Annotated in this window: 10 protein-coding genes; all 10 read right to left on the bottom strand. The window is 39.0% G+C overall.

The features are described from left to right. Positions 1-262 precede the first annotated feature (262 nt). The gene (lysS, locus tag LAV82_RS29895) at positions 263-1,747 is read right to left on the bottom strand and encodes a lysine--tRNA ligase (RefSeq protein ID WP_013054894.1); all 1,485 of its coding nucleotides are present in this window, start codon (positions 1,745-1,747) and stop codon (positions 263-265) included. A gap of 272 nt (positions 1,748-2,019) precedes the next feature. After that, complete coding sequence (gene folK / locus LAV82_RS29890) at positions 2,020-2,565, bottom strand: 2-amino-4-hydroxy-6-hydroxymethyldihydropteridine diphosphokinase (RefSeq protein WP_013054893.1); 546 nt, start codon at positions 2,563-2,565, stop codon at positions 2,020-2,022. Then, the gene (gene folB / locus LAV82_RS29885) at positions 2,566-2,925 is read right to left on the bottom strand and encodes a dihydroneopterin aldolase (RefSeq protein WP_013054892.1); all 360 of its coding nucleotides are present in this window, start codon (positions 2,923-2,925) and stop codon (positions 2,566-2,568) included. 21 nt (positions 2,926-2,946) lie between these two features. Then, entirely contained in the window at positions 2,947-3,810 is an 864-nt protein-coding gene (pabC, locus tag LAV82_RS29880) for an aminodeoxychorismate lyase (RefSeq protein ID WP_499717516.1), read from the bottom strand. A 4-nt stretch (positions 3,811-3,814) separates the two neighbouring features. Then, positions 3,815-4,396: an aminodeoxychorismate/anthranilate synthase component II gene (gene pabA / locus LAV82_RS29875; protein WP_013054890.1), complete on the bottom strand. Its 582-nt coding sequence runs from the start codon at positions 4,394-4,396 to the stop codon at positions 3,815-3,817. A 2-nt stretch (positions 4,397-4,398) separates the two neighbouring features. Next, positions 4,399-5,814, bottom strand: coding sequence for an aminodeoxychorismate synthase component I (pabB, locus tag LAV82_RS29870; protein WP_211079554.1), 1,416 nt, complete (start codon positions 5,812-5,814; stop codon positions 4,399-4,401). A 97-nt stretch (positions 5,815-5,911) separates the two neighbouring features. Next, complete coding sequence (cysK, locus tag LAV82_RS29865) at positions 5,912-6,850, bottom strand: cysteine synthase A (protein WP_499717515.1); 939 nt, start codon at positions 6,848-6,850, stop codon at positions 5,912-5,914. A 201-nt stretch (positions 6,851-7,051) separates the two neighbouring features. Then, complete coding sequence (hslO, locus tag LAV82_RS29860; RefSeq protein WP_013054887.1) at positions 7,052-7,930, bottom strand: Hsp33 family molecular chaperone HslO; 879 nt, start codon at positions 7,928-7,930, stop codon at positions 7,052-7,054. A gap of 12 nt (positions 7,931-7,942) precedes the next feature. Then, positions 7,943-8,710 (bottom strand): type III pantothenate kinase, encoded by a 768-nt coding sequence (locus LAV82_RS29855; protein WP_013054886.1) that lies wholly within the window; start codon positions 8,708-8,710, stop codon positions 7,943-7,945. 217 nt (positions 8,711-8,927) lie between these two features. Next, on the bottom strand, positions 8,928-10,838 hold the full coding sequence (ftsH, locus tag LAV82_RS29850; protein ID WP_013054885.1) for an ATP-dependent zinc metalloprotease FtsH: 1,911 nt from the start codon (positions 10,836-10,838) through the stop codon (positions 8,928-8,930). Between the last annotated feature and the right edge of the window lie 36 nt (positions 10,839-10,874).

Raw genomic sequence — 10,874 nt, 5'->3', positions numbered from 1 at the left:
TAAAAAATAAAAATTAACGTTGACGTTTGTCGCTTTGTTCAGTTTTCAAAGTTCAACCGCCGCTCTTGAGCGACTTTACTATCTTATCAAGTTATTAACGTAATGTCAACAACTTTTTTATTTCTTTTTGTTGTTTTCGCTTGTCTGCGTTAGCAACAGATATAAATATACCAAATCATTTTCATAAAAACAAGAGGTAAATTAAAAGTTTAAATTTTCTAATATTATCAACTAAAAAAAGATGGCCGTAGCCATCTCTTTTTTAGCGCTGACGCATGTGTGGGAATAATAGTACATCACGGATTGACGGTGCATTTGTTAGTAACATAACAAGGCGGTCAATACCGATTCCTAGACCACCTGTAGGTGGCATACCATATTCTAATGCCTCAATGAAGTCATCATCCATCTCATGCGCTTCATCATTTCCTTGTTCTTTCTCTTTCAACTGAGCTTCAAAGCGCTCACGTTGGTCAATTGGATCATTTAGCTCTGTAAATGCGTTCGCGTGTTCACGCGCAACGATAAACAGCTCAAAACGGTCAGTAAAACGCGGATCTTCCGCATTTTTCTTAGCCAATGGAGAGATTTCTACAGGATGTCCGTAAATGAACGTTGGTTGAATTAACTGCTCTTCTACTTTTTGTTCAAAGAATTCATTTACAATATGTCCATATTGCATGTGTTCAGTGATTTCTACCCCGTGTTCTTTCGCTAAAGCACGAGCTTCTTCAACAGATGTTTCTCCCCAGAAGTCTACGCCCGTATATTGTTTAATAGCATCGACCATATGAAGTCTTGTCCACTCTGGAGTTAAATCCACCTCTTGGTCGCCGTACTGAATCTTTGTTGTACCAAGCACTTCTTGCGCAATGTGTGCAATTAAGTTCTCTGTTAAAGCCATGATATCTTTGTAGTCCGCATACGCTTCGTACAATTCGATCATTGTAAATTCAGGGTTGTGACGTGTAGATACACCTTCATTACGGAATACACGGCCAATTTCATATACTTTTTCTAATCCACCTACGATTAAACGTTTTAAATGAAGTTCAATCGCAATACGCATATAAAGTTCCATATCAAGCGCATTGTGGTGTGTCACAAACGGACGAGCTGCTGCTCCACCTGCGATTGAATGCATCATCGGTGTTTCAACTTCTAAGTATCCATGATTATCTAAGTAACGGCGCATCGATTGAATAATGCGGCTTCTTGAGATAAATGTTTGTTTACTTTCTGGGTTTGTAATTAAATCTAAGTAACGTTGACGGTAGCGCTGTTCAATATCTTTTAAACCATGATATTTATCTGGAAGTGGACGAAGCGCTTTTGTTAGTAACGTAAAATCTTTTACTTTAATAGAAAGTTCGCCAACTTTTGTTTTGAATAAAACACCTTCAACCCCTACCAAGTCACCGATATCTACGCTGCTGAAGATTTCGTACTGTTCTTCGCCAATTGCATCTTTACGTACATAAAGCTGAATTTGTCCTGTTAAATCTTGAACGTGAGCGAAACCTGCTTTTCCTTTTCCACGCTTTGTCATAATACGACCAGCTAGTGACACAGGCACTTCATTTTCTTCTAACTGTTCTTTTGTTAACTCGTCATACTCACTAATTAATTGCTGTGATGTATGTGTACGTTCAAAACGTTGACCAAACGGATCAATACCCTGATCTCGTAGGTTGCTCATTTTTTCGCGACGAACGAGAAATTGATCATTTAATTCTTCATGACTCATCGTTTACTCATCTCCATCGTATAATTAAGTTTTCCGAAACAGAAAAAAGGCCAGCATGTTTACTGGCAACTACTACGTTTCTTTAAAATTATTATAGGTTCAGTCGTTTCTCTATGTCAAATCGCTTTATTCTTGCTTCGCTTCTCTTTTTCTTCGATTTCTCTAACAAGCTACCGAATAAACCAACAACCTGCGAACCCAAACCTTAAACTTTTTACTCTGAACTCTACTTTACGCCAATATAAAAATGAATCAACTAATAAGATTCGTTTTTACTTATGTAAATCATTACTATTATTTTCGAACATATCTATTATACCAGTTGTTTGCTCTCGAAATAATTTTACATCTTTTAAATCCGATAAACGTGTTGTGATGGTTTCAACTTTTTCTTCTGCTACAGGGAGAATAAGAGATGGAGCTAGCTCGTTTAGAGGAACCATCACAAACGCCCGTTCAAACATTCGGGGATGAGGGACGCTCAATCTATCCGTATGAATGATTTCATTACTATAAAGTAAGATATCTAAATCAAGGGTTCTAGGCCCCCATACAATCTCTCTTTTTCGACCTGCCGCTTGTTCAATGGCTTGCAAACAATCTAAAAGTTGCTCTGACGAATACGTTGTTTGTATTTTTACTACCATGTTTAAAAAGCTTGCTTGATTCGTATACCCGACCGGGGCCGTTTCATAAACAGATGAAACAGCCACTACCTTAACCTCAGAGTGTTTCATCAAGCCAGTAACTCCTGACTTCAAATGTTCCATTCGATTTTCAATATTTGATCCTAATGCAATATATGCTTCTGTTGTCATTCAACGGCTCCTTTTAATTTCAATTGCTACCGATTGATAATAACCGGGAATTGGCGGATCGGGCTTATATACCTTTACTGTACAAGCCTGCACGAGTTCGTAATTAGCAAGCAATTCAGATGCAATCGTTTCGGCCACCGTTTCAACTAACTTGAACGTGCGCTTCTCTACGACTTCCTGGCATGTTTGGTATAAATCTGCATAGCTCACCGAGTATTCTAAATTATCCGTAGTACCGGCTTGCTTTAAATCCAGTTCTACAGCTAAATCCACGTGAAAACGCTGCCCTAATTTATTTTCTTCTGGAAATACGCCATGATATCCATAGAAACGCATATCATTCACATAAATTTTATCCATCTTTAGCCTCTCCTTTCGCTTTTATACATGTAGCTCGTGTCGACTCATTAGCGACAGAGTGTAAGAGCGATACTCTTTTTGCAACTGAGCTGTCAGCGTATGGTCTCCTACTGAAAACTGCTTATCCTTTATACTTCGAAGAGGTACGATTTCTTGAATGGAATTTGTAACGAAAGCTTCATCACCCTCCAAGAGCTGTTCCACCGTAAATAAGCCTTCTACAACCTCTATGTTTTTCTTTTGTAAAAGCGTAAAGATAAACTGTCTCGTAATTCCATTTAAGATACCTGTTTCAAGAGACGGCGTATATACACAATCACCTTTTACAAAAAATAAATTTGACACAATACCTTCGGCTAAGAACCCTTCTTTTGTTAAAAAGATACCCTCTTTATTTAAGTCTGAACCAACTTCTCGCTTAGCTAGTACATTGTTTAAATAATGATGAGACTTTAATCTCATGGTTCCTTCGGGCGTATTTCGCTTCGTCTCAAGAATAAGCCCCTCTTTTACAAGGGGGCTCGATGGATGAGGCATTGATTTCATATATACGATTGTAGATGGCTTGTCGTATTCTTCCACCTGCAAGCCAATTCCGCCATTTCCTGCTGAGACATTTAATCGAACATACGCATTTCTCTCATTGTTTTTCATTAACAGACTATTAATGATTCCCAACACGTCCTGTGTAGAGTAGTCCCATACAATATTTAATTCACGTAAGCTGCTACACAGTCGATCCAGATGGTCTTCCACTAAAAATGGATGACCTTCATAAACTCGTAACGTTTCAAACAGCCCTAGGCCATACATATATCCGTGATCAAACGGAGAAATAGTGGCTTCAGACGCAGGCTTTACTTCGCCATTTACGTATATATACATATCATTACACTCGCTTTTTTTCGTAAGTTTCAATAAAATTCTTCAGCATTTCTTTACCGTAAGAAGTCATGATAGATTCAGGATGGAACTGTACTCCTTCAATAGGTAATGATTTATGGCGAATCGCCATAATTTCATCTTCTGCTGTCCACGCTGAAATCTCAAAGCAATCCGGCAGTGAACTTTTTTCTACAATCAAAGAATGATATCTCGTTGCCGTGAACGGATTATCAAGACCTTTAAAGATAGTACGGCCATCATGATGCATTTCAGATGTTTTACCGTGCATTAATTTATCCGCACGAATCACATTCCCTCCAAAAGCTTGCCCAATCGACTGATGCCCTAAGCATACGCCGAATATTGGAATCTTACCTGCAAAATACTCGATGGCTTCTAGACTGATTCCCGCTTCGTTAGGACTGCATGGTCCCGGGGAGATCATCAAGAAATCTGGATTTAGCACTTCAATTTCAGAAAGTGTAATTTCATCATTTCTTTTTACAAGAAGCTCATGCCCTAGCTCACCTAAATACTGTACTAAATTAAACGTAAAAGAATCATAATTATCAATCATTAATATCATCTTTACTCACCCTCACTCAGCTCATTTTCGCTCTGCTCTTTTGCTTTCCATAGTGCAATTGCTTTTTTCAGTGATTCTTTGTATTCGTGTTTCGGATTTGAATCAATCACAACACCCGCACCAGCCTGCACATAAGCTTGGCCGTCTTGAATAATCATAGTGCGAATCGCAATATTTAATTCCATATCTCCATTAAACCCAATCCAACCAATCGATCCTGTATAAATTCCTCGTCGAACTGGTTCAAGTTCTTCAATGATTTCCATTGTACGAACTTTAGGTGCTCCAGTAATCGTCCCTCCAGGAAAAACCGCATCTACGATATCTACAAAATCTTTGCTGCGCGCGAGCTTGCCTTTTACATTAGACACAATATGCATGACATGTGAATATTTTTCAATAACCATAAACTCGTCAACATGTACGGTACCATATTCGCTTACTCTACCAAGATCATTACGCTCCAGGTCAACAAGCATCACATGCTCTGCACGCTCTTTTTCGTTATGAATAAGCTCATCCGCTAACTGTTGGTCTTCTTGATCATCCTTACCGCGAGAGCGCGTTCCCGCAATCGGTCTCGTACTGATTTCATCACCGGCTTTTTTCACTAATAGTTCTGGTGAACAGCTCACAATGTAAAATTCTTCTGTCTGCATATAAGACATGTAAGGAGACGGGTTGATTTTTCGTACCTGTTCGTAGATATGCATAGGATGAGTTTGAAGCTGTTGAGACTGTCGAACAGATAAGTTCACTTGAAACACATCGCCTTGCCCAATGTACTCATGTACGCGAGTTGTGGCATCTGAAAAAGCAGCTTCAGACATCGAAACCTCACTCTTTTCGGCAACACGATGAATCCGCTCATATGAGAGTCCTTCAGCACTTGCCTCCATCCAGTCCTTTTTGTATTGATCAATACGCTTATGTGCCTGCTCTTTACAATCTGCTTCGTCATTAACGATAATCCAGAGCTTTTCCTTTTCTTGATCGTATACAAATACGTCATCGAAAATAAGGAAATAAACGTCCGGCGTTTTCAATGAATCTTCAGCAAGGTCAGGTATGGTTTCTACATAGCGGATATAATCATAGCTAATAAAGCCAATTGCTCCACCTTGAAAAGGAGGAAGATCTGGATTCACCTCTGATTCAAACTTCTTCATCCAGTCTCGCATAAGATGAAGCGGATTACCTTTTTGAACAGTAGCTTGGTCATCCGTTTTGATATGAAGCTCGTTTTGTTCGCCTCGCAAAATGGCTACAGATTTTAATCCCATCATTTGAAACTTTCCGCCTCGACCGCTTTCAAGCAGGATATGATTCGGTTCTTCTTTTGACAACTCTTGATATTTTTTGAACCATTGGTTTTTAGAGATAGAAATAGATTCGCCCCAAGTCATTCTTTGCTGCATTTGTTCACTCTCCTAAAAATAAATCACCTGCTTTCATTTTACATGATTCTTAGATGAAAAAAAACAGCTTCATATAGAAGCTGTTTTTTTATCGTTTTTATGCTTGTGTTTGTTCCTCGAATTGGAACAATGGAGTACTTAGGTAACGCTCACCGTTACTTGGAATAATCGCTAACACTTTTTTACCTTTTCCAAGCTGTTTTGCAGCTTTTAACGCAGCATAAATCGCAGCCCCAGAAGAGATACCTACTAGTACACCTTCTGTTTTTGCTACTTTACGGGCATATTCAAAAGCTTGTTCGTTTTGAACAGCGACAACTTCGTCATATACTTCCGTGTTAAGCGTATCCGGAACAAAGTTTGCACCAATTCCTTGAATTTTATGAGGTCCTGGTTGACCACCGCTTAAAATCGGAGAATCAGCTGGCTCTACCGCATAAATTTTGATATTTGGGTACTTTTCTTTTAACACTTCACCAGCACCTGTAATAGTACCGCCAGTACCGATACCTGCCACAAATCCATCTAGCTGATCGCCAAACTGCTCGATAATTTCTTTAGCCGTTGTTTGACGGTGCACTTCTGGGTTCGCCTCGTTTTGGAACTGCTGAGGAATAAAGTAGCCGTGCTCTTTTGCAAGCTCAGTTGCTTTATTAACCGCCCCTTTCATTCCTTCTGGACCTGGTGTTAACACTAACTCTGCACCGTACGCACGAAGCAGATTACGACGCTCAATACTCATCGTTTCAGGCATTGTTAAAATAGCACGGTATCCTTTTGCTGCAGCTACCATTGCTAAGCCAATTCCTGTGTTACCACTTGTTGGTTCAATGATTGTGTCGCCAGGTTTTAACACACCTTTTGCTTCCGCATCTTCGATCATCGCTAATGCTATACGATCTTTTACGCTGCTCCCCGGGTTCATAAATTCTAATTTTAAATATACATCCGCCATATCTTCTTCAACTAGACGGTTTAGTTTTACGATTGGTGTTTGACCAATTAACTCTGTAATTGAATTTGCAATACGTGCCATATGACCACTCCTAATACCAACTAATTTTATTGATTTTGTATACAATTTATCAGATGTTTTCTAAATTGTCAATCATTTTGTCTTTCTATTTACCTAATTTTGTTATATTTTTAGATCAATATATACAGAAATAGAACTTATTATCTATAAAAAAAGGCGCTCATTTATAAAATGACGCCTTTTAAGAATCTTTTATTTCATTTAAATTGCTTGTTCTTTCATTTCTTCAAGCTGCTTTTTATCAAAACGATAGGTCTCATTACAGAAATGACACTGGGCTTCAGCTTGGCCGTCTTCCTCAATCATCGATTGAATCTCTTCTTGTCCTAAGCTGATAATAGCATTGGCAATTCTTTCTTCTGAGCACTGACATTTGAACTCTACAGGCATTGTCTCCAGAAACTTTACATTTTCTTTTCCAAGAACTTCTTCTAAGATTTCTTCAGGAGAAAGACCTTTTTGAATCAGTTTTGAAATTGGTTCAATCGTCTGTAAGCGTTGTTCAATAGCTGTAATCGTTTTATCATCTGTTCCTGGCAGAAGCTGAATGATAAATCCGCCCGCAGCTAAGATCGTGTTATCAGGGTTAACAAGTACACCTACACCTACTGAAGATGGGACTTGTTCAGATGTCACAAAATAATACGTGAAATCCTCTCCTAATTCTCCCGATACAATAGGTACTTGTCCGTTAAATTGATCACGCATTCCGATATCTTTTACGACACTTAGCGTGCCATCTGTACCTACAGCACGTGCTACATCTAATTTTCCATGCTGATTTAAATCGAAGTGCGTTTGTGGATTCGTTACATATCCGCGCACTTCCCCTTTAGCATTGCTGTCTACTAAAATAACGCCAATTGGGCCGCGGCCTTCAATTTTAATTGTTAGCTTTTGCTCACCCTTTAGCATAGCCCCCATCATGACTCCCGCAGTCATTGAACGTCCCAATGCTGCAGAGGCTGTAGGCCATGTATAGTGACGGCGCTGCGCTTCTCCAACTGTATCCGTTGTTTTTACTGCATAAGCGCGAACTTGACTATTGTAGGCTAGTGCTTTTACTAAATAGTCACCCATAATATACACCTCTTACTCCATATTTTTTGTATAAATTATTTGCAATCCTTTTAAAGTCAAAAATGGATCCACAATATCAATAATATCCGACTCTTTAGCAATCAATGTTGCGAGTCCTCCAGTAGCAATAACTTTAGGATTTACTGTTGCTTGCTCTTTCATTCTTGCTACAATTCCTTCTACTTGTCCAACGTATCCATATAAAATACCTGCTTGCATCGCAGATACTGTATTTTTTCCCACAATGCTATTTGGTCGCGCAATTTCAATTCGCGGAAGCTTAGATGCTCTTGAATAAAGAGCTTCTGTCGAAATATTAATACCAGGGGCAATCGCACCACCCATATATTGCTTATTTTCATCAATATAGCAATACGTGGTTGCGGTACCAAAATCAACGATAATTAAAGGGCTTCCGTATAGCTGAATTCCAGCAACAGCATTTACAATACGGTCTGCTCCCACTTCACGCGGATTTTCATATTTAATATTTAAACCCGTCTTAATTCCAGGACCAACAACAAGCGGCTTTAAATGAAAATACTTTTGACACATTCTCTCCAATGCAAACATAATAGGAGGAACAACAGAGGAAATAATAATACCATGAATATCTTTAAAAGATAAACTAACGTGCTCAAGCAAGGCTTTGATTGTCATGCCATACTCGTCTTCTGTTTTATTACGGCTTGTTTCTACACGCCAATGATACTTTAATTCATCTCCATCGTATACACCTAATACCGTATTCGTATTTCCAACATCTAATACAAAAATCATTTCAATCACCACTTTATATAAATTCAGTATTCACACTGAAACCATCATACCATAACTGGTAAATAGACGTGTATATTCTAGATAAAATAGGAATATAATGACACGATTCTCTAGTGGATATCCTACTTATCCACCATATATACGAAAACCTTTTATCAAATCTAACTTTTGCTCATAAAAAAATCAGTGGAGAATATCTCCACTGATTTTTATTGTCTTATGCTTTTGGCTCTTCATCGTCTGTCTTTGTTTGGATGTTTACTTTAACATCTTCATCTGTTACGTGACTAGAACGGTCTGGAAGAGTTCCATGATCTACTAAGTGGTTGATTTGCTCAGCGTCTAACGTTTCTACTTCTAACAATGTTTGAGCTACAAGCTCTAACTTGTCACGGTTTTCCGTTAAGATCTGCTTCGCACGCTCATAGCTTTCTTTAATGAAACGTTGGATTTCATTATCAATTTCATGAGCAATCGCATCACTGTAGTTTTGTTCACTGTGTAAATCACGACCTAAGAATACTTGGCCTTGTTGTGATTGACCGAATTGCATTGGTCCTAACTTTTCACTCATACCGTATTCTGTTACCATTTTACGAGCGATGCTTGTTGCACGCTGGAAGTCATTGTGAGCACCTGTACTCACTTCGCCGAAAATAATTTCCTCAGCTACGCGACCACCAAGCAATCCAACAATTTTATCCAGCAGCTCTGGCTTCGTCATAAAGTAGCGATCTTCTTTTGGTAACATAACAGCATATCCACCAGCTTGCCCACGTGGAACAATGGTTACTTTATGTACCATATCAGCTTCGTCTAATACGACACCGATAATTGTATGTCCTGCTTCATGATAAGCAACAATATTGCGTTCTTTTTTAGAAATAACTCGACTTTTCTTAGCTGGACCTGCAATTACGCGGTCTGTTGCTTCGTCAATGTCAACCATTTCAATTTTCTTTTTGTCCTGTCTAGCAGCTACTAAGGCAGCTTCGTTTAACAAGTTTTCGAGATCTGCACCTGAGAAACCTGGCGTACGCATAGCAATTGCTTTTAAGTTTACTGATTCATCTAAAGGCTTATTGCGAGCATGTACTTTAAGCACTGCTTCACGGCCATTTACATCTGGACGATCTACCGTAATTTGACGGTCGAAGCGGCCTGGACGTAATAACGCTGGATCTAAGATATCCGGGCGGTTTGTTGCTGCAATGATAATGATACCTTCGTTAGCACCAAAACCATCCATCTCAACAAGCAATTGGTTCAATGTTTGTTCACGCTCATCGTGTCCGCCACCAAGACCTGCGCCACGTTGACGACCTACAGCATCGATTTCATCAATAAAGATAATACATGGAGCATTCTTCTTCGCATTTTCGAATAGATCACGAACACGAGAAGCACCGACCCCAACAAACATTTCAACAAAGTCTGAACCACTGATAGAGAAGAAAGGAACGCCTGCTTCACCAGCAACAGCTCTTGCTAATAATGTTTTACCAGTACCAGGAGGTCCCACAAGTAAGACACCCTTCGGAATTCTTGCACCTAGCTCTGCGAATTTACGAGGATCTTTTAAGAACTCAACAACTTCCACAAGTTCTTGCTTTTCTTCGTCTGCACCAGCTACGTCTTTAAATTTAACCTTTTTCTTTTCTTCACTGTAAAGCTTAGCCTTACTTTTACCGAAGTTCATAACGCGGCTTCCGCCACCTTGAGCTTGGTTCAGTAAGAAGAAGAATAGGATGAAAATAATAACAAACGGAATGATTGACGTAAAGAACGTTACCCAGCCGCTTGTTTCATCAGCAGGTTTAAAATCAACTTCTACTTGATTATTTTCTGAAGCAGCGTCAATACGATCAAGTGCTTTGTCACCATCTACGATGTAAGTTTGGAACGTTTGATCCTTTTTATAAGAATCTAACTTCCCTTGCACAACATACACGCCTCTTTCAGGCTTCATAGAGAGTGATTTTACATCACCTTTGTCTAAGTGTTGAACAAATGTATCGTATCTCATTGGTTCTGCTTTTTGATTAGAGCCACTAAAGAAGCTTACCACGCCAATAATGACTAAAAATATAAGTAAATAAAAGATGGTATTACGGAAGATCCGATTCATTTCTTACCTCCTCCCACGATAAACAAATACTGTATT

The organism is Bacillus sp. ILBB4 (assembly GCF_035064545.1).
Taxonomy (GTDB): domain Bacteria; phylum Bacillota; class Bacilli; order Bacillales; family Bacillaceae_H; genus Priestia.
Note: the sequence above shows the minus strand (reverse complement) of the source record. Positions and strands in the feature narration are given on the sequence as shown.

Coding starts and splice junctions, on each gene's coding strand:
- lysS (WP_013054894.1), bottom strand. CDS start 1,747: ATGAGTCATGAAGAATTAAATGATCAATTTCTCGTTCGTCGCGAAAAA.
- folK (WP_013054893.1), bottom strand. CDS start 2,565: ATGACAACAGAAGCATATATTGCATTAGGATCAAATATTGAAAATCGA.
- pabB (WP_211079554.1), bottom strand. CDS start 5,814: ATGCAGCAAAGAATGACTTGGGGCGAATCTATTTCTATCTCTAAAAAC.
- ftsH (WP_013054885.1), bottom strand. CDS start 10,838: ATGAATCGGATCTTCCGTAATACCATCTTTTATTTACTTATATTTTTA.
- LAV82_RS29855 (WP_013054886.1), bottom strand. CDS start 8,710: ATGATTTTTGTATTAGATGTTGGAAATACGAATACGGTATTAGGTGTA.
- hslO (WP_013054887.1), bottom strand. CDS start 7,930: ATGGGTGACTATTTAGTAAAAGCACTAGCCTACAATAGTCAAGTTCGC.
- pabA (WP_013054890.1), bottom strand. CDS start 4,396: ATGATATTAATGATTGATAATTATGATTCTTTTACGTTTAATTTAGTA.
- folB (WP_013054892.1), bottom strand. CDS start 2,925: ATGGATAAAATTTATGTGAATGATATGCGTTTCTATGGATATCATGGC.
- pabC (WP_499717516.1), bottom strand. CDS start 3,810: ATGTATATATACGTAAATGGCGAAGTAAAGCCTGCGTCTGAAGCCACT.
- cysK (WP_499717515.1), bottom strand. CDS start 6,850: ATGGCACGTATTGCAAATTCAATTACAGAGTTAATTGGTCAAACACCA.